Source organism: Pseudomonas sp. PSKL.D1, from assembly GCF_028898945.1.
Lineage (GTDB): Bacteria > Pseudomonadota > Gammaproteobacteria > Pseudomonadales > Pseudomonadaceae > Aquipseudomonas.
The window spans coordinates 1,662,407-1,680,570 of record NZ_CP118607.1 but is presented as its reverse complement, the minus strand read 5'-3'; the positions used below and the strand labels follow the sequence as shown (position 1 = coordinate 1,680,570).

Genomic DNA, 18,164 nt, shown 5'->3' with positions numbered 1-18,164 from the left:
ATGAACGACCACAACAACAGCATCAACCCGGAAACCGCCATGGCTACCTCCACCCTGACCATGATCCAGGCCCTGCGCTCGGCCATGGACGTCATGCTCGAGCGCGACGACAACGTGGTGATCTACGGCCAGGACGTGGGCTACTTCGGCGGCGTGTTCCGCTGCACCGAAGGCCTGCAGGCCAAATACGGCAAATCGCGGGTATTCGACGCGCCCATTTCGGAAAGCGGCATCGTCGGCACAGCCGTCGGCATGGGCGCCTACGGCCTGCGCCCAGTGGTGGAAATCCAGTTCGCCGACTACTTCTACCCCGCCTCCGACCAGATCGTCTCCGAGATGGCCCGCCTGCGTTACCGCTCGGCCGGCGAGTTCATTGCCCCGCTGACCCTGCGCATGCCCTGCGGCGGCGGCATCTACGGCGGCCAGACCCACAGTCAGAGCCCGGAGGCCATGTTCACCCAGGTGTGCGGCCTGCGCACGGTCATGCCATCCAACCCGTATGACGCCAAAGGCCTGCTGATTGCCTCGATCGAGTGCGATGACCCGGTGATCTTCCTGGAGCCCAAGCGCCTGTACAACGGCCCGTTCGACGGCCACCACGACCGCCCGGTGACGCCGTGGTCCAAGCACCCGCAAAGCGCGGTACCCGATGGCTACTACACGGTGCCATTGGACAAGGCTGCCATCACCCGCCCCGGCAACGACGTGACCGTGCTGACTTACGGCACCACCGTTTACGTCGCACAGATGGCGGCGGAAGAAACCGGCGTCGACGCCGAAGTGATCGACCTGCGCAGCCTGTGGCCACTGGACCTGGACACCATTGTCGAGTCGGTGAAAAAGACCGGCCGCTGCGTGGTGGTGCACGAAGCCACCCGCACCTGCGGCTTTGGTGCGGAACTGGTGTCGCTGGTGCAGGAGCACTGCTTCCACCACCTCGAAGCCCCCATCGAGCGCGTCACCGGCTGGGACACCCCCTACCCCCACGCACAGGAATGGGCTTACTTCCCAGGGCCTTCGCGGGTGGGTGCGGCATTGAAACGGGTCATGGAGGTCTGAATGGGCACGCACGTCATCAAGATGCCGGACATTGGCGAAGGCATCGCGCAGGTCGAGTTGGTGGAGTGGTTCGTCAAGGTGGGCGATGTGATCGCCGAAGACCAGGTGGTGGCCGACGTCATGACCGACAAGGCGACCGTGGAAATCCCGTCGCCAGTCAGCGGCAAGGTATTGGCCCTCGGCGGCCAGCCGGGTGAAGTGATGGCGGTCGGCAGCGAGCTGATCCGCATTGAGGTCGAGGGCAGCGGCAACCATGTGGATGTGCCGCAGGCCAAGCCTGTAGAAGCGCCGACTGCGCCCGTGGCAGCCCAGCCTGAGCCTCGGCAAGCAGCCAAACCGGCGGCATGCGCGGCGCATGCCAACCCCGAGGCAGCCCCCATCGTGCCGCGCCAGCCAGGCGACAAGCCGCTGGCCTCGCCAGCCGTGCGCAAGCGCGCGCTGGATGCGGGTATCGAACTGCGTTACGTACATGGCAGCGGCCCGGCCGGGCGCATCCTGCACGAAGACCTCGATGTATTCATGAGTAAACCGCACAACAGCGCTGGCCAGGCACCTGGCGGTTATGCCAGGCGCACCGACAGCGAGCAGGTGCAGGTGATCGGCCTGCGCCGCAAGATCGCCCAGCGTATGCAGGACGCCAAACGCCGGGTGGCGCATTTCAGTTATGTAGAAGAAATCGACGTCACCGCACTGGAAGCGTTGCGCCAGCAACTCAACAGCAAATATGGCGACAGCCGTGGCAAGCTGACCCTGCTGCCATTCCTGGTGCGCGCCCTGGTCGTGGCCTTGCGCGACTTCCCGCAGATCAACGCCACCTACGATGACGAAGCCCAGGTCATCACCCGCCATGGCGCCGTGCACGTGGGCATCGCCACCCAGGGCGACAACGGCCTGATGGTGCCCGTACTGCGTCATGCCGAAGCCGGCAACCTGTGGGGCAACGCCAGCGAGATCACCCGCCTGGCCACGGCCGCCCGCAACAACAAGGCCAGCCGCGAAGAGCTGTCTGGCTCGACCATCACCCTGACCAGCCTTGGCGCATTGGGCGGCATCGTCAGCACGCCGGTGGTGAACACCCCGGAAGTGGCGATCGTCGGCGTCAACCGCATTGTCGAACGGCCCATGGTGATCGACGGCCAGATTGTCGTGCGCAAGATGATGAACCTGTCCAGCTCGTTCGACCACCGCGTGGTCGATGGCATGGATGCCGCGCTGTTCATTCAGGCCGTGCGCGGCCTGCTCGAACAACCCGCCTGCCTGTTCGTGGAGTGAGCATGCAACAGACTATCGATACCACGCTGCTGATCATCGGCGGCGGCCCCGGCGGCTACGTGGCCGCCATCCGCGCCGGGCAACTGGGCATCCCCACCGTGCTGGTGGAAGGCCAGGCCCTGGGCGGCACCTGCCTTAACATCGGCTGCATTCCGTCCAAGGCGTTGATCCATGTGGCCGAGCAGTTTCACCAGACCACGCGCTTTGCCGGCGAGTCGGCGCTGGGCATCCGTGTGGATGCGCCACGCCTGGACATCGGCCAGAGCGTGGCCTGGAAAGACGGCATTGTCGACCGCCTGACAACCGGGGTGGCGGCGCTGATGAAAAAGCACGGCGTCAAAGTCATTCATGGTTGGGCAAAAATTCTCGACGGCAAGCACGTCGAGGTGGATGGCCAACGCATCCAGTGCGAGCACCTGTTACTGGCCACTGGCTCCAGCAGCGTCGAATTGCCGATGCTGCCGCTGGGCGGGCCGGTGATTTCGTCCACCGAAGCCTTGGCGCCCAAAGCCCTGCCCCGCCATTTGGTGGTAGTGGGCGGCGGTTACATCGGGCTGGAACTGGGCATTGCCTATCGCAAGCTGGGGGCACAGGTCAGTGTGGTGGAGGCACGCGAGCGCATCCTGCCGACCTACGACAGCGAACTGACCGCGCCAGTGGCCGAGTCGCTGAAAAAGCTCGGCATCGCGTTGCACCTGGGCCACAGCGTCGAAGGCTTTGACAACGGTTGCCTGCTGGCCCGCGATGGCCAGGGCGGGCAGTTGCGCCTGGAGGCTGACCAGGTACTGGTAGCGGTGGGCCGCAGGCCACGCACGCAGGGCTTCAACCTGGAATGCCTGGACCTGAAGATGAACGGTGCCGCCATCGACATCGACGAACGCTGCCAGACCAGCATGCGCAACGTCTGGGCGATAGGCGACGTGGCCGGCGAGCCGATGCTGGCGCACCGGGCCATGGCCCAGGGTGAAATGGTCGCGGAAATCATCGCGGGCAAGGCGCGGCGCTTTGAGCCGGCTGCAATTGCGGCTGTGTGCTTCACCGACCCGGAAGTGGTCGTGGTCGGCAAGACGCCGGAACAGGCCAGCCAACAAGGCTTGGACTGCATCGTTGCGCAGTTCCCGTTCGCGGCCAACGGGCGGGCGATGAGCCTGGAGTCGAAAAGCGGCTTTGTGCGCGTGGTCGCGCGGCGTGACAACCACCTGATCGTGGGTTGGCAGGCGGTGGGGGTGGCGGTGTCGGAGCTGTCCACGGCGTTTGCCCAATCGCTGGAAATGGGCGCACGGCTGGAGGATGTGGCAGGCACCATTCATGCCCACCCGACGCTGGGCGAGGCTGTGCAAGAGGCCGCACTGCGGGCATTGGGGCACGCGCTGCATATTTGAGGGACTTCCAGTCTTGCCGCAGGCGGCAAGGGTTTACCTCCAGGTGGCAAGCACATTCCGGCCAAGGGGCGAGAAAACAGGCCAGACGCCCTGTTCTCGCCGCCGCTGATGGCTGGCATGGCTCTTGCCCCTTTACCGGGGCTTTGCAACGTCCAAGGAGGAGAACATGGCAATTACCCTCAACGGCCTGGGCTGGCAGGCCACCGTGCAACAACAGAACCGCGTCAACCACGAGCAGGCATTGGCCGACGTCGTTGCCTTCCGCGCGCCGTTGGCCACCAGCAACACCGCCGCGCAGCAGAACAGCCAGGGCAGCACCTCGCAGCAAAACGCTGACGAAGCCCGCGAGGAAGCGTTCGCCAAGCTCAAGGTGATGCTGCAGAACCCTGACGTGGCCGCCCGCGAGCAGGCAAGCGCCAGTACCCAGGTGAGCAGCGATGCCGTGGAGCAGTTCCGTGACTACATGGCCAAGTCACCGGAGGAAAAGATCCAGGAGAAGATCCTCCAGGAACTGGGCATGACCGTGGATGAGTACAACGCCCTGCCGCCGGAGCAAAAAGCCAAGGTCGACGAACAGATTGCCCAGCGCATGAAGGAAGACGTCGAAATGAAAACCCAGGCGAAGATGGAACTGCAGGCAATACGCGCCGACCAGGTGCGCCAGGGTGCAGACATAGCTGCCTCGCAAAACACCGACGAGCGCGAGGAGGCGCTGGAATCCGGGCAGGTGTAAGCGTTCAGGGTGGCCACCAAGCCACCCGCCTTCATGCCAGTTTCATCAACGCAGCCTCCACCGCCGCCACTTTCTGATTGCCGCTTGCACCGGGTAACCGCCAGGCAGCGATCGTCACCCCCAACGGCACCGGGTTTGCGATCGGTGCGACCAGTTCACCGCTGTCCAGATAAGGCTGCACCAGGCTCTTGCGCCCAATCAGCACGCCCGCGCCCAGCAATGCCTGTTGCACGGCAATCGAATACAGCGAGAAGCCGGGGCCACGTGCGGTGAAGCGCTGACCTGGCATGGCCTCCCCCGCCCATACCTCCCAGTCTCGCCACACCACATCCTGGATGCAGCGCGCATTGGCAAGGTCTTCGGCCACGCTTATCTGCTGTGCCAGCGACGGAATACACACCGGGAGCACTTCTTCCTGTGCCAATGCGTGCTGCCCTCGCTCCAGCTTTTCGGTGTAGTACAGGCACAGGTCGAACGGGCTGCGTTTGAGGTTGGGCGGCTCATCCACTGCCGTTACCGAGATTTCGATGGGCGACAGCATCTCGGTCAGCTGTGGCAAGCGCGGCCCGATCCACAACTGCGCCAGGGCGGGGGAAGTGACGATATGCACGCGCTGAGGCGCGGCCAGCCTGCGCAGCTGACGTGCAGCGTCCTCAACGGCATCAAACGCCTCGGTGAACCGATCCTTCACACTTTCGCCCAACGGCGTAAGCCGCACGCCTTTGGCGTGCCGCTCGAACAGGGCAGCGCCGTACTGGGTTTCCAGTGTCTTGATCAGTGCGGCAATCGCGCCGGGGGTCACCTTGAGCTCATTCGCGGCCCTTGCAAAGCCACCGAGGCGCGCCGACGCCTCGAATGCGCGAAGGGCGTTGAGTTGCAAAGTATGCCGTGAGGGTGCGTCAAGAAACATGATTCGAGCCCTATTTTTCCTAGGCCTAATATTTCAGAAATCTGTGTTGCGGGGTAATTGTATGCAATTTAACGTGCACGCATCAGACAAAGGCTTCAACCGTACTTCCAAGGATTTCCCATGCAATATCGAAACGGGCTGCACGCGTTCGCGGACGGTGCCCGTGCTGTACTCCCATTAACCACCGGTGTGCTGCCGTTCGGCTTGATTACCGGCGTGACGGCCATCGGCATGGGCCTGTCGCCACTGGAGGCCATGGGCATGACCCTGCTGTTCTACTCCGGTTCAGCGCAGATGGCTGTGATGCAACTGATGCAGAACGGCGCCCTGCCGGTGACCATGGTGGTCACGGCGCTGGTCATCAACCTGCGCTTTCTGATGTACAGCGCCGCACTGGCGCCGCACCTGAGCGATCAACCGAGGCGCCGCACCTGGCCCATGTCGTACATGCTGGCAGACCAGTGCTTTGCCTTGTTCAGCCTGAAGTTCGGCGCACAGGGGCCAGGGCCGTTCGCGTTTGCCTACTTTGCCGGCACAGCGGTGGTGATGTGGCTCGGCTGGAACCTGTCGGTGCTCGCGGGTGTGCTGCTGGGCGCAGGCATTCCGGAATCCTGGTCGCTGGGTTTTGCCATCCCGCTGTCATTCCTGGCCTTGCTGGTGCCCAGCATTCGCAACCCCGCAACGCTGGGCGCCGCGATTGTCGGTGGCGCCCTCGCAGTGCTGGCTCACGATTTGCCCTACAACCTGGGTTTGCTGGTCGCCTCGGTGGGAGGTGTCAGCACCGGCCTGGTAATTGAAACCCTGCGCAAGCCTGCACCTGTTGCCACCAGCAACGATGCTGAAGCGGAGGCCCCGTGAGCGACTCGGCCCAGTGGATCACTTTCCTGCTGATTGGTGCAGGCACCTTTGCCATTCGCCTTTCCTTCATCGAGTTCTATGGCGCGCTGCGCATTCCGCCACTGCTCAGGCGTGCACTGGTTTACGTACCGGCCAGCGTGCTGGCCGCACTGGTATTGCCGGCCGTGGTGTTTGCAGACAAGCAACCGGCCATTGACTGGAGCAACCCGCAAATCCCGGCAGCGATTGTTGCCGGGTTGGTGGCGTGGCGCACGCGCAGCACCCTGCTGACCTTGGCGGCCGGCATGGGTGCGTTGTGGCTGCTCAAGTACTGCGGCCTGTAGCGTCAGTCCGGCACCACGCTGAATTGATTGCGGCCGTTGCGCTTGGCCTCGTACATCGCCTTGTCGGCACGGGCAAGGGCTTCCTCCGCAGAGGGGGCCTCATGCCCGGCGTGGTTGACGTAGACACCGATGCTGGCACCTACGGTGACTTGCCCGCCGCCGATGTCAACCGGTGCTGACAGCACTTCGCACAGCTTGCGCGCGATGTCTTTGGCAGACGCCTGGTTGGCCACTGACTGGGCGATCACCACGAACTCGTCGCCGGCCAGCCTGGCCACCGTGTCATCGGCGCGCATCACCGCAAGCATCCGCCCCGCCGCAGCCTGCAGCACCAGGTCGCCGGCCTCGTGGCCGTGCTTGTCATTGACCTGCTTGAAGCCGTCCAGGTCGATGAAGAACAGCGCGAACGGCGCCCGCTCGTGAAGGGTCAGCGTCAATTCCTGATGCAGCGCCGCGCGGTTGGGCAAGCCGGTCAGGGGGTCGAGCAGGGCCTGGTCGAGCAGGGTCTTTTCCTTGCGCTTGCGCTCGGTCACGTCCAGCGACATGACGAAAAAGCCCTCAACCTTGCCATTGCGGATATCCGGCACGTAGGACGCATGCCACACCCTTGGGTCATCGAAGCTGTAACGCACGTTGTCGGCTTCCACTCGCTCACCCGCCAAGGCTTTGAGGAAGCATGGAAGCAATTGCTGGTACACATCGTCAGGCAGTACGTCGGCCACCTTGCGCCCTTTCAGCAGGGTCGGCTCCATGCCGAAAATCTGCCGGTACACCGCATTGTTGAACCGATACTCCAGATCATTGCCGATGTGCGCAATCAACACGGGCAGGTTGTCGGCGATGGCCTGCAGCGTTTCCTGGCTGCGTGCGAGCTCATCAGTGCGCTCGGCCACCTGTTGCTCCAACGTAGCCTGGTAACGTTGCAACTGCAGTTGCCGGCGTTTGCGCTCACTGATATCGCGGGCAAACACCACCATCTGCTCGGCATCACCGTACTCATTGCGCAGGGCCGACAGGCTCAGCTCACACCAGCGCGCACCGGCCTGAGTGATGAGCTTGAGCTCTACGACCATCGACTCCATCGCGCCTTCGATAACCTGCTGCCAGGCGGTTGCTAGGTTTTGAGCGTCGTTGGCATCCACCAGTTGCTGCAAATGGGTCAATACCAGCAGTTCGCGCCCCTGCCCCAGCAGTTGGCAAAACTCGCGGTTGGGCTCGAGTATGCGCCCGTCCAGGCCGACAATCGCCTTGCTGATCAGGCTGTTGTCGAACACCCGCTGGAAGCGCGCCTCCGAAGACAGCAACGCACTGTGCTGCGCACCCGGCACCGCTTCGGAATCGATGGCCAGGCTGCGGTGAAGCATTTCATCCTCCACCATCCTGGCCAGGTCCCGCAGATGGGCCAGTTCGGCATCCGAAATGTGCCTGGGCCGGGTGTCCAGCACGCACAGCGTGCCCACGGTCAGCTCGCCGGCAAAACGTAGCGGAATGCCGGCATAAAAGCGTATGCAAGGCCCGCCGACCACCAACGGGTTATCTTCGAAGCGCGCATCGTTACGGGCATCCGGGATAACCAGCGCATCCTCCACATGCAGCGCATGGGCACAGAATGCGACATCCCGCGAGGTGTGGGTCACATCCACCCCCTGGCGCGACTTGAACCACTGACGGTTCATGTCCACCAGCGAAACCAGTGCCATGGGCACATCGAGCAAGGCGCTGGCCAGGCGGGTGATGCGGTCGAACGTTTCTTCGGCAGGCGTATCGAGAATATTCAGGCTCTCGAGAAAACACAGCCTGGCCGCTTCATTGAGGGGTGACGGGGCGATCTGCATGTCGGTTCGCTCGGCAGAAATCCTAACCGCCAACGATAGCGCCGTGGCGCTCAAGCGCAAGCTTTCCCGCTCTTCTATCTGGCGGCCCAAGTCGTATAATCCGACGCTTTTGTAAGCCAAAGATAATTTTTCATGATGAAATTGCTTTACGCCTTCGCCCTCTCCATTGCCGCCATCCCTGCCGCTTTTGCCTCACCTCCCGCGACCTTTACCGAAGCCAAAGTCGTTGCCAAGCAGAAGATCTACCAAGACCAGGCCAGCAGCGCCATGGGCGAGCTTTACTGTGGCTGCAAGTGGACGTGGGTGGGCAAATCCGGCGGGCGCGTCGACCCGAAATCCTGCGGTTATGAAACCCGCAAGCTGCAAACCCGCGCCGAGCGCACGGAGTGGGAACACATCGTGCCGGCCTGGACCTTCGGGCACCAACGCCAGTGCTGGCAGAACGGCGGCCGCGAGCAGTGCGTGGATGCCGACCCGACCTTCCGCGCCATGGAGGCCAACCTGTTCAATCTTTACCCTTCCGTGGGTGAAGTGAACGGCGACCGCAGCAATTTCAATTACGGCATGGTGTCGGGTGTTTCGCCGCAGTATGGCCAATGCACCACAAAGGTCGATTTCCAGCAGAAGACGGCAGAGCCACGCAATGAAGTGAAAGGCCTGGTCGCGCGCACCACCTTCTACATGTTCGATCGCTACAAGCTCAACATGTCGCGCCAGCAGCAACAGGTGCTGATGGCCTGGGACAAGCAGTACCCCGTGTCGGCGTGGGAGAAGCAACGTGACCAGCGTATTGCCGCGATCATGGGGCACCACAACCCGTTCGTAACAGGCGAGCGCAAATGGACGCTGGGGTATGCACCGCAGGGCGCTGGTGCCGTGGCATCGAATGTGCCAGTTAAAACCGTACCCAAGCCAACGCTGGCCAGTGCCGTGGAAGGCGGGTCGGTAATTGGCAACCGCAACAGCCATGTCTATCACCTGGCCAGCGGGTGCCCGGGGTATGCACAGGTGGCGCAGAAGAATCAGGTGGCGTTTGGCACTGAAGCTGAAGCGTTGGCTGCGGGGTATCGCAAAGCGGGGAATTGCAAGTAGGAGCGGATTTATCCGCGATGCGCAGCTTGAGTCAGCAAAAAGCAGCGCGACAAGAAATGGCGTCCCAGGCAGGAATTGAACCTGCAACCTTCCCCTTAGGAGGGGGATGCTCTATCCAATTGAGCTACTGAGACACAAGAACCGGCAGCGAGCGTTGCACGGCTGGATGGCGAGCATGTTAACCAGCGAGCTGCCGTTTGTCATGCGTCAATCGGGCTTTTTGCATGTAGGTTTATTCCACGCTTGTCATGCGATCAGCTTCTCCCGCCGCAGCAATGACATCAATGCATCAGTTGCGGCGGACAATTCACCCGAATTGTCCAGCCAATGGGTCGAGGGGCCGGCTTCTGATTGCAGAACGTCATTGCGGGCCAGGCGCTGGTCGATCTGCTCCTCAGTCTCCCGCCCGCGAGCCAGCAGGCGCGCACGCAGCACCTCAGGCTTGACCATCAGGCAAACAGCCAACAGCTCCGGGTACTGCATGCGCGCTTCGGGCAAATAAGCCCGCGAGCCGTTGACCAGTACCGAATGCCCTTGCGCCAACCAGTCGTCCACCTGAGCAGGAATACCGTAGCTCAACCCGTTGGCCCGCCAGTGCATGGCAAACGCCCCGGCCTTACGCATCGCTTCGAAGCGCTCTGGGTTAACGCCGTGGGCCGCCTCCCCCTTGGCTTCCGGCGACCGGGTGATCACGCGGCGGGCGATTTTCACCCCGGCGGCAATTAATTGCGCGCGCTGCATCGATCAGGGAATCTTTTCCCGAACCCGACGGTCCTACCAAAAATATCAGGCGGCCTGAGGTATTGGCTTGGGCGCTTGCGTCATGTTGCATAGCCACTATGCTCTAAGAAAGGAAACCCGCGCATTCTAGGTGTTTTCTTCGACCTTTACTGCGTTTTACAGGTTTTTGACGGCAAAGGTCTGACGGTGCGGCAAGCCGGATGGTGCAAAACTTTTCAAACCAGTACTCATTTCTGATAATTGGTACTGGCAAAAAGCCTTCAGCCGGCTCACTATTTGTCACAGAATTGACGCCAAGGAAACGGCGACCATGAGGCAAGATGAGCTCCCAAATTTTCATGCCGGTTGAACATTTTGTTGTCGCCACGGTCGTAGTTGCACCCCGTGCGGCCAATTTGAGAACCGCTTCCCCTGAACCAAAATCCGGTCAATTTATATGCGCCCAATGAAACAGGCTATTTATTCGAGCCGCACCGCTGACAAGTTTGTCGTCCGCCTGCCAGACGGGATGCGTGAGCGCATTGCCGAGGTAGCGCGCAACCATCACCGCAGCATGAACTCCGAGATCATCGCCCGCCTGGAGCAGAGCCTTATTCAGGAAGGTGCGTTGGGTGACGAGCTGAGCATGCGCCTGGACAGCCCTGAACTTTCCCTGCACGAGCGCGAGTTGCTGCAGCGCTTCCGCCAACTCTCCCATCGCCAGCAGAACGCGCTGGTGGCCCTCATCGCTCACGATGTGGAAATGGCCGCCGACGCCTCCTGAGATGTGAAGCGAGCATGAAAAAGCCAGCGTAAGCTGGCTTTTTTTGTTGTGCCGGAAGCTTGTGCAGCTCTTGTAGGAGCGGCTTTAGCCGCGAAGCAGGCGACGCGGTGGATGGCACCGGCTATGCCGGTGTTCGCGGCTAAAGCCGCTCCTACAAAGGGCGCGTTATAGCAGGAAGAGTGTGGCCAACCCCAGGAAGATGAAGAAGCCGCCACTGTCCGTCACGGCAGTGATCATCACGCTCGATCCCATGGCCGGGTCCCGTCCCAAGCGAGTCAGCGTCATCGGGATCAACACCCCCATCAGCGCCGCCAACAGCAAGTTCAGGGTCATTGCAGCCGTCATCACCAGGCCCAGCGACCAGCTGCCGTACAGCATGAACGCCACAACACCAATCACCCCCCCCCAGATCAGGCCATTGAGCAGCGACACGGCCAGCTCCTTGCGCATCAGGCGGCTAGTGTTGCCGGGCGACACCTGGTCAAGCGCCATGGCGCGAACGATCATGGTAATGGTCTGGTTACCGGAGTTGCCGCCAATACCTGCCACAATCGGCATCAACGCTGCCAAGGCCACCAGCTTCTCGATCGAACCTTCGAACAGGCCGATCACCCGCGATGCCAGGAAAGCAGTGATCAGGTTGATAGCCAGCCAGGCCCAGCGGTTACGCAGCGAGCGCCACACCGAAGCGAAGATATCTTCCTCTTCGCGCAAGCCGGCCATGTTGAGGACTTCGCTTTCACTTTCTTCACGAATGAGGTCGACCATTTCGTCGATGGTCAAACGGCCAATCAGCCGCTCACTCTTGTCCACCACCGGTGCGGAAACCAGGTCGTAACGCTCAAAGGCCTGCGCCGCGTCATAGGCATCTTCCTCAGGGTGGAAGGAAACCGGGTCGGTCGCCATGACCTCCGCCACCTTCTTCTCCGGGTCGTTGACCAGCAGGCGTTTGATGGGCAGCACACCTTTGAGAATGCCGTCGTAATCCACCACGAACAGTTTGTCGGTGTGGTTGGGCAGCTCTTTCAAGCGGCGCAGGTAACGCAAGACAACTTCCAGGCTGACGTCTTCGCGGATGGTGACCATCTCGAAGTCCATCAACGCACCGACCTGCTCTTCGTCGTAGCTCAAGGCCGAGCGCACGCGCTCGCGCTGCTGGGCATCGAGGCTGTCCATCAGCTCGTGAACAACGTCGCGTGGCAGCTCCGGGGCCAGGTCGGCCAGTTCGTCGGCGTCCATTTCCTTGGCGGCCGCCAGGATTTCGTGATCGTCCATGTCGGCGATCAGCGACTGGCGAACCGAATCGGACACTTCGAGCAGGATGTCGCCGTCACGGTCCGAACGCACCAATTGCCAGACCGTCAGGCGGTCTTCCAGAGGCAAGGCTTCCAGAATGTAAGCGATGTCGGCGGGGTGCAGATCGTCGAGCTTGCGTTGCAGCTCAACCAGGTTCTGCCGGTGGACGAGGTTCTCCACCAAATCGTGATGCGGGCCTTCCTGACGATGGGTCAGGTCTTCCACCACACGTTGACGCTGCAGCAGGTCGACCACCTGAGCCAGGCGATCCTGCAGGCTATCTTGCGCTTTTTTTACTTCTACTTCGGTCATAGGCGAACTCCACTCCCAGCAGCGGAGCACGCCGGGGAGATCAATCGGGCAGATCTAGTCGTATGAAACGTGTTAAGGAGTAACTACTGGGTAAGTCCATGGTGGTTTTCCACAAGCCCCGGCGGGGCTGACGGGCGCAATCATACACTGCCTAAGCTGTCAGATCGCTTAATTTTTTGGCCAGAACAATCGTTTGCGAGTCAAAGCTATGACAACGCTCGAAGCCATCAGTGCGACGGCACGCGCAAAGCAAAGAACACATCTGCCGCACAAAAGATTGCCGGGCCGGTTTACGTGAAGTCTAGACGGGCGTTACTGACAAATCAGTGAACGCTAGAAAACAAAAAGCCCGCTCAAATGAGCGGGCTTCTTGATGTATGGCGGACTCAGCAGGATTCGAACCTGCGACCGCTCGGTTCGTAGCCGAGTACTCTATCCAGCTGAGCTATGAGTCCGTGGTTGGTAGTTTTAGACCAGGTTACCACTGGTGGGTTGAAACGACCTTGCAAGCAAAGCCACTTCAAAAGTGGCGGACTCAGCAGGATTCGAACCTGCGACCGCTCGGTTCGTAGCCGAGTACTCTATCCAGCTGAGCTATGAGTCCGTGGTTGGTAGTTTTAGACCAGGTTACCACTGGTGGGTTGAAGTGACCTTGCAAACAAAGCCAATTCAAAAATGGCGGACTCAGCAGGATTCGAACCTGCGACCGCTCGGTTCGTAGCCGAGTACTCTATCCAGCTGAGCTATGAGTCCGTGGTTGGTAGTTTTAGACCAGATTACCACTGGTGATTTGAAGCAGCTTTGTAAGCAAAGCCACTTCAAAAGTGGCGGACTCAGCAGGATTCGAACCTGCGACCGCTCGGTTCGTAGCCGAGTACTCTATCCAGCTGAGCTATGAGTCCGTGTCTTGCTGCACATGATAGTTCGCTGAAACATTTTTGCAAGAACTTTTCGTTTAACTTCAACGACTTAGCGAACTTGCTGCTTACAGCGCCCTACGCAAATAATGGCGGTGAAGGGGGGATTCGAACCCCCGATACCCTTATGAGGTATACTCCCTTAGCAGGGGAGCGCCTTCGGCCACTCGGCCACCTCACCGCAACACGAGGCGAATATTAAAGAACCTCTTTCACCTTTGCAACCCTTTTTTTGAAAAAAACTTCAAAAAAATTAAAGGCTTGGCTCTTCATCCTTCTCCTTCTTGATCCGCAGGTAGATTTCCTCGCGGTGAACGGCCACTTCTTTCGGGGCGCTGACGCCAATACGCACCTGGTTGCCTTTGACGCCGAGCACCGTCACGGTGATCTCGCCATCTCCAATGATCAGGCTCTCGGCGCACCGACGAGTCAAAATCAACATAGCTTTCTCCTTACGCAAAACATTCAGGGGTAACAGTCTTGTAATGACAGGCCCTGGCCGTGGACGGCGGCCAGGGCCTTGAGTGGTTGCCATACAGGCAGGACAAGGCCTGTGCGGCAACCAGAAACGCGAAGGGCGCGGCCTAGCCGCGCCCTCCCGGCAACGCCTTACTCGCCCTGTCGGGCAGGAGCGTCGAGTTCGAACGCGGTGTGCAGCGCGCGAACGGCCAGCTCCAGGTACTTCTCTTCAATCACTACCGAAACCTTGATTTCGGAAGTGGAGATCATCTGGATGTTGATGCTCTCCTTGGCCAGGGCTTCGAACATGCGGCTGGCCACGCCCGCGTGGGAGCGCATGCCGACGCCGACGATCGACACCTTGGCGATCTTGGTGTCGCCGATCACTTCACGGGCACCGATTTCACGCGCGGTGTTTTCCAGCACGCTGTGAGCCTTCTCGTACTCGTTGCGGTGCACGGTGAAGGTGAAGTCGGTGGTGTTATCGTGGGATACGTTCTGCACGATCATGTCCACTTCGATGTTCGAAGCGCTGATCGGGCCGAGGATCTTGAAAGCAACGCCCGGAGTGTCCGGTACGCCGCGAATGGTCAGCTTGGCTTCATCACGGTTGAAGGCGATACCGGAAATGATCGGCTGTTCCATGGATTCCTCTTCATCAATGGTAATGAGGGTACCTGGACCCTCCTTGAAGCTGTGCAGCACGCGCAGCGGGACGTTGTACTTGCCGGCGAACTCCACCGAACGAATCTGCAGCACCTTGGAACCGAGGCTGGCCATTTCCAGCATCTCTTCGAAGGTGATCTTCTCCAGGCGCTGGGCCTGGGGCACAACACGCGGGTCAGTGGTGTAGACGCCATCCACGTCGGTATAGATCTGGCACTCGTCAGCCTTGAGCGCTGCAGCCAGGGCTACGCCGGTGGTGTCGGAGCCACCACGACCGAGGGTGGTGATGCTGCCGTGCTCATCGACCCCCTGGAAACCGGCAACCACGACTACGCGGCCTTCCTTGAGGTCGGCGCGAATCTTCTGGTCATCGATCTGCAGGATGCGCGCCTTGTTGTGCGCGCTGTCGGTGAGAATGCGCACCTGGTTGCCGGTATACGATACCGCCGGCACGCCACGCTTGATCAGGGCCATCACCAGCAGGGCAATGGTGACCTGCTCGCCGGTGGAGACGATCACGTCCAGCTCACGCGGGTCTGGCTGATCGCTGATCTGCTTGGCCAGGTCGATCAGGCGATTGGTTTCTCCGCTCATGGCCGACAGCACAACCACCAGGTCGTCGCCCGCTTCACGGTGTTTCTTGACCTTGTCGGCAACCTGCTCGATCCGCTCGATGGAACCGACAGAGGTGCCGCCAAATTTCTGTACGATCAACGCCATTTCAATGGTGCCTCAGCCCATACAGGGCCTCAAAAAAACCATCCAACATGCAGGGACGGGTGGACTAGACCACCCGCCCCCACATCTCAAAGTCCCTGCTCTGCGAACGGCACGGCCAGCGCCAGGGCCTGGTCCAGTGCGGCGACGTCGACGCCACCACCCTGAGCCATGTCCGGACGGCCACCGCCCTTGCCACCCACTGCCGCAGCGGCTTGTTTCATCAGGTCACCAGCCTTGAGTTGGCTGGAGAGGTCTTTGGTCACGCCGGCCACCAGCACAACCTTGCCCTCATGCTCGCTGCCCAGCAGGATCACTGCGTGGCCGAGCTTGTTCTTCAACTGATCGACCAGGGCCAGCAGGGCCTTGCCGTCTTGCCCATCCAGGCGAGCGGCAAGCACCTTGGCGCCCTTGACCTCAACGGCCGCATTGGAGAGATCGTCCCCGGCGGCGCTGGCGGCCTTGGCCTGCAGCTGCTCCAGCTGCTTCTCCAGCTGGCGGTTGCGCTCAAGCACAGCCGACAGCTTGTCGATCAGGTTGTCGCGGTTACCTTTGACCAGTTGCGCAGCTTCCTTGACCTGCTCTTCGGCAGCGTTCAGGTAAGCCAGCGCCGCTTCGCCGGTGACCGCTTCGATACGGCGCACGCCAGAGGCCACGCCGCCTTCGCTGATGATCTTGAACAGGCTGATATCGCCGGTGCGCTTGGCATGAATACCACCGCACAGTTCGACGGAGAAATCGCCGCCCATGCTCAGCACACGCACGGTGTCACCGTACTTCTCGCCGAACAGGGCCATGGCGCCCTTGGCCTTGGCGGTTTCGATATCGGTCAGCTCGGTTTGCACCGGGGTATTCTTGCGCACTTCGCGGTTGACGATGTCTTCCAAAGCCTTGATCTGCTCTGGCTTGACGGCCTCGAAGTGGCTGAAGTCAAAGCGCAGGCGCTGGCTGTCGACCAGCGAGCCCTTCTGCTGAACGTGCTCGCCCAGTACCTGACGCAGCGCTTCGTGCAGCAGGTGGGTGGCAGAGTGGTTCAGCGAAGTGGCGTGCTGTACATCGGCATCGACCCTGGCTTCTACAGGAGAGCCGATAACCAGCGCACCGCTGGCAACCACACCGTGGTGCAGGAAGGCACCGCCGGTCTTGGTGGTGTCACGCACATCGAAGCGCGCAGCGCCCGACTGCAGGAAACCGGTATCGCCAATCTGGCCACCGGACTCGGCATAGAACGGCGTACGGTCGAGCACCACGACGCCCTGCTCGCCTTCACCCAGCTGGTCAACGGCCTGGCCATCCTTGTACAGGGCGATGATCTTGCCCTGGCCTTCGGTTGCTTCGTAACCCAGGAATTCGGTGGCACTGTCGACCTTGACCACACTGTTGTAGTCCATGCCGAAGGCACTGGCCGAACGGGCGCGCTCACGCTGGGCTTCCATTTCGCGCTCGAAGCCGGCTTCGTCGATGGTCAGCTCGCGTTCGCGGGCGATGTCGGCAGTCAGGTCCATGGGGAAGCCGTAGGTGTCGTACAGCTTGAACACCACGTCGCCCGGCACTACGTCGCCCTTGAGCTGAGCAAGGTCCTGCTCGAGGATGCGCAGGCCCTGCTCCAGGGTCTTGGCGAATTGCTCCTCTTCAGCCTTGAGCACGCGCTCGATGTGCGCCTGCTGGCTCTTCAGCTCAGGGAAGGCCTCGCCCATTTCGGCGGCAAGGGCTGCAACGATCTGATAGAAGAAGCTGCCCTTGGCGCCCAGCTTGTTGCCATGGCGGCATGCACGGCGAATGATGCGGCGCAGCACGTAGCCACGGCCTTCGTTGGACGGCAGTACGCCATCGGCAATCAGGAAGCCGCACGAACGGATGTGGTCGGCCACCACTTTCAGCGAGGCCTGGCCATCGTTGCTGCAACCAATGGCTTTGGCTGCCGCGCTCAGCAGGTTCTGGAACAGATCGATCTCGTAGTTCGAGTGCACGTGCTGCATGACCGCACTGATGCGCTCCAGGCCCATGCCGGTGTCGACCGACGGGGCGGGCAGCGGGTGCAGCACGCCATCGGCCGTGCGGTTGAACTGCATGAAGACGTTGTTCCAGATCTCGATGTAACGGTCGCCGTCTTCTTCCGGCGAGCCGGGTGGGCCGCCCCAGATGTCGGCGCCGTGGTCATAGAAGATCTCGGTGCACGGGCCGCACGGGCCGGTGTCGCCCATGGTCCAGAAGTTGTCGGAGGCGTACGGGGCGCCTTTATTGTCGCCGATGCGCACCATGCGCTCGGCCGGCACGCCGACTTCCTTGGTCCAGATGTCGTACGCTTCGTCATCGCTCGCGTAAACGGTAACCCAGAGCTTTTCCTTGGGCAGGTTCAGCCACTTGTCGGAGGTCAGGAAGGTCCAGGCGAAGGTGATGGCATCGCGCTTGAAGTAGTCACCAAAGCTGAAGTTGCCCAGCATTTCGAAGAAGGTGTGGTGACGGGCGGTGTAACCGACGTTTTCCAGGTCGTTGTGCTTGCCACCGGCGCGCACGCACTTCTGGCTGCTGACCGCACGGGTGTAGGCCCGCTTCTCCGCACCGAGGAAGCAGTCCTTGAACTGGTTCATGCCTGCGTTGGTGAACAGCAGGGTCGGGTCGTTGTTCGGGATCAGCGAACTGGAGGCGACTCGGGTATGGCCCTGCTCTTCGAAGAAGCGAAGGAAGGCTTCACGGATTTCTGCGCTTTTCATAGGTTCTTCCACGGAAACGGCGGCCCTTTGGGGGCAAACGCGTCGACGAAACGACGGCAAAGGGCCGCATTATATCGGTCCTGCAATCTCGGTGCAGTGTGTTTATGCGATAGAA

The 18,164-nt window shown here is 61.1% G+C and carries 14 protein-coding genes, 6 tRNA genes and 1 pseudogene; 8 read left to right on the top strand and 13 right to left on the bottom strand.

Translation table 11 applies throughout. The features are described 5' to 3' along the window. From PVV54_RS07405 to PVV54_RS07390, 4 genes are all read left to right on the top strand, one after another. On the top strand, positions 1–1,059 hold the full coding sequence (locus PVV54_RS07405; protein ID WP_274909302.1) for an alpha-ketoacid dehydrogenase subunit beta: 1,059 nt from the start codon (positions 1–3) through the stop codon (positions 1,057–1,059). Further along, positions 1,060–2,331, top strand: a complete 1,272-nt coding sequence (locus PVV54_RS07400) for a dihydrolipoamide acetyltransferase family protein (RefSeq protein WP_274909301.1) — start codon at positions 1,060–1,062, stop codon at positions 2,329–2,331. 2 nt (positions 2,332–2,333) lie between these two features. After that, a complete protein-coding gene (lpdA, locus tag PVV54_RS07395) occupies positions 2,334–3,713 on the top strand; it encodes a dihydrolipoyl dehydrogenase (protein WP_274909300.1) in 1,380 nt (459 codons plus the stop codon). Positions 3,714–3,879: 166 nt separating this feature from the next. After that, positions 3,880–4,446, top strand: a complete 567-nt coding sequence (locus PVV54_RS07390) for a hypothetical protein (protein ID WP_274909299.1) — start codon at positions 3,880–3,882, stop codon at positions 4,444–4,446. 31 nt (positions 4,447–4,477) lie between these two features. On the opposite strand, the gene PVV54_RS07385 is transcribed toward PVV54_RS07390, so the two are convergent. Next, on the bottom strand, positions 4,478–5,356 hold the full coding sequence (locus PVV54_RS07385) for a LysR family transcriptional regulator (RefSeq protein WP_274909298.1): 879 nt from the start codon (positions 5,354–5,356) through the stop codon (positions 4,478–4,480). Positions 5,357–5,476: 120 nt separating this feature from the next. On the opposite strand from PVV54_RS07385, the gene PVV54_RS07380 reads away from it, so the two are divergent. Both PVV54_RS07380 and PVV54_RS07375 read left to right on the top strand, forming a co-directional pair. Then, positions 5,477–6,214, top strand: coding sequence for an AzlC family ABC transporter permease (locus PVV54_RS07380; protein WP_274909297.1), 738 nt, complete (start codon positions 5,477–5,479; stop codon positions 6,212–6,214). Beyond that, positions 6,211–6,537, top strand: coding sequence for an AzlD domain-containing protein (locus PVV54_RS07375; protein WP_274909296.1), 327 nt, complete (start codon positions 6,211–6,213; stop codon positions 6,535–6,537). Before PVV54_RS07380 ends, PVV54_RS07375 begins: the two co-directional genes overlap by 4 nt. Before the next feature lie 2 nt (positions 6,538–6,539). On the opposite strand, the gene PVV54_RS07370 is transcribed toward PVV54_RS07375, so the two are convergent. Further along, positions 6,540–8,372: a sensor domain-containing diguanylate cyclase gene (locus tag PVV54_RS07370; protein ID WP_274909295.1), complete on the bottom strand. Its 1,833-nt coding sequence runs from the start codon at positions 8,370–8,372 to the stop codon at positions 6,540–6,542. 132 nt (positions 8,373–8,504) lie between these two features. Between PVV54_RS07370 and PVV54_RS07365 the strand changes: the two genes are divergently transcribed. Then, positions 8,505–9,464, top strand: a complete 960-nt coding sequence (locus PVV54_RS07365) for an endonuclease (RefSeq protein ID WP_274909294.1) — start codon at positions 8,505–8,507, stop codon at positions 9,462–9,464. A 57-nt stretch (positions 9,465–9,521) separates the two neighbouring features. Here PVV54_RS07365 and PVV54_RS07360 read toward each other — a convergent pair. Both PVV54_RS07360 and phnN read right to left on the bottom strand, forming a co-directional pair. Continuing rightward, positions 9,522–9,598: transfer RNA gene (locus tag PVV54_RS07360), tRNA-Arg, on the bottom strand. A gap of 112 nt (positions 9,599–9,710) precedes the next feature. Continuing rightward, positions 9,711–10,296 (bottom strand): annotated as a pseudogene (phnN, locus tag PVV54_RS07355) (phosphonate metabolism protein/1,5-bisphosphokinase (PRPP-forming) PhnN). 345 nt (positions 10,297–10,641) lie between these two features. On the opposite strand from phnN, the gene PVV54_RS07350 reads away from it, so the two are divergent. Next, the gene (locus PVV54_RS07350) at positions 10,642–10,968 is read left to right on the top strand and encodes an Arc family DNA-binding protein (RefSeq protein ID WP_003254499.1); all 327 of its coding nucleotides are present in this window, start codon (positions 10,642–10,644) and stop codon (positions 10,966–10,968) included. A gap of 165 nt (positions 10,969–11,133) precedes the next feature. Here PVV54_RS07350 and mgtE read toward each other — a convergent pair whose 3' ends face one another. The 9 genes from mgtE to alaS form a co-directional block, all read right to left on the bottom strand. Next, positions 11,134–12,576 carry a magnesium transporter gene (gene mgtE, locus PVV54_RS07345; protein WP_274909293.1) on the bottom strand — a complete coding sequence of 481 codons (1,443 nt, stop codon included), beginning with the start codon at positions 12,574–12,576 and terminating at the stop codon, positions 11,134–11,136. A gap of 378 nt (positions 12,577–12,954) precedes the next feature. Then, positions 12,955–13,031: transfer RNA gene (locus tag PVV54_RS07340), tRNA-Arg, on the bottom strand. Positions 13,032–13,103: 72 nt separating this feature from the next. Further along, positions 13,104–13,180 (bottom strand) — tRNA-Arg (locus PVV54_RS07335). A 72-nt stretch (positions 13,181–13,252) separates the two neighbouring features. Then, positions 13,253–13,329: transfer RNA gene (locus PVV54_RS07330), tRNA-Arg, on the bottom strand. 72 nt (positions 13,330–13,401) lie between these two features. Beyond that, positions 13,402–13,478: transfer RNA gene (locus PVV54_RS07325), tRNA-Arg, on the bottom strand. Between the two features lie 105 nt (positions 13,479–13,583). After that, positions 13,584–13,674 (bottom strand) — tRNA-Ser (locus tag PVV54_RS07320). 72 nt (positions 13,675–13,746) lie between these two features. Further along, complete coding sequence (gene csrA / locus PVV54_RS07315; RefSeq protein ID WP_003254503.1) at positions 13,747–13,935, bottom strand: carbon storage regulator CsrA; 189 nt, start codon at positions 13,933–13,935, stop codon at positions 13,747–13,749. 167 nt (positions 13,936–14,102) lie between these two features. Next, positions 14,103–15,338: an aspartate kinase gene (locus tag PVV54_RS07310; RefSeq protein WP_274909292.1), complete on the bottom strand. Its 1,236-nt coding sequence runs from the start codon at positions 15,336–15,338 to the stop codon at positions 14,103–14,105. Between the two features lie 86 nt (positions 15,339–15,424). Then, the gene (gene alaS / locus PVV54_RS07305) at positions 15,425–18,049 is read right to left on the bottom strand and encodes an alanine--tRNA ligase (protein WP_274909291.1); all 2,625 of its coding nucleotides are present in this window, start codon (positions 18,047–18,049) and stop codon (positions 15,425–15,427) included. Between the last annotated feature and the right edge of the window lie 115 nt (positions 18,050–18,164).